1 protein-coding gene is annotated in these 466 nt (G+C 67.6%); it reads right to left on the bottom strand.

What is annotated here, in order from left to right; all coding sequences use genetic code 11:
* Positions 1-453 (bottom strand): transposase family protein (locus G3I71_RS47165; RefSeq protein ID WP_343243305.1); only part of this gene is annotated, 453 nt, incomplete at its 3' end.
* Positions 454-466: the final 13 nt, after the last annotated feature.

The raw sequence follows: 466 nt of genomic DNA, 5'->3' as shown, positions 1-466 counted from the left end.
GTCCTCGTTGATCCCACGCCGGCGGCCCGCCTTGTGCATGGCTTCTGAGTTGGCGCTCCGGAAGCTCAAGGTGACGAGGTGCTCCATGACCTCGGCGAGGCTGCGGAGCCGGACGCCGGTGGCGATGGTACAGCCGCGGACTGCGAGCAGCGGCCGCACCTCGCCGATGGCGCGGGTGATGGTGGACCGGTCGACACCAAGCCAGCCGGCCGGCACGTCGAGAGTGGCAGCGTGGCGAAGGTGGACGAGCGCGGCCAGGAGCCGGTCGACAAAGACCAACCGGTGCTTTGCTCCGGCGCCCACGGCCCGCTTGCGTGGCCTGGACTCCAGTCTCGCCTGGTGCCGTTCGTGCCATAACGGACCCACCTCGGCAACGAGTTCGGCGATCACATCGGTCGACAGACCAGTGATCCGCCGATCGCTGACGATCGCTGCACGAGTCGATGTCCCCACCACATGAACATGA

The sequence above is a fragment of the Streptomyces sp. SID12501 genome, from assembly GCF_010550245.1.
Lineage (GTDB): Bacteria > Actinomycetota > Actinomycetes > Streptomycetales > Streptomycetaceae > Streptomyces.
This window is presented reverse-complemented; position numbering and strand designations above follow the sequence as displayed.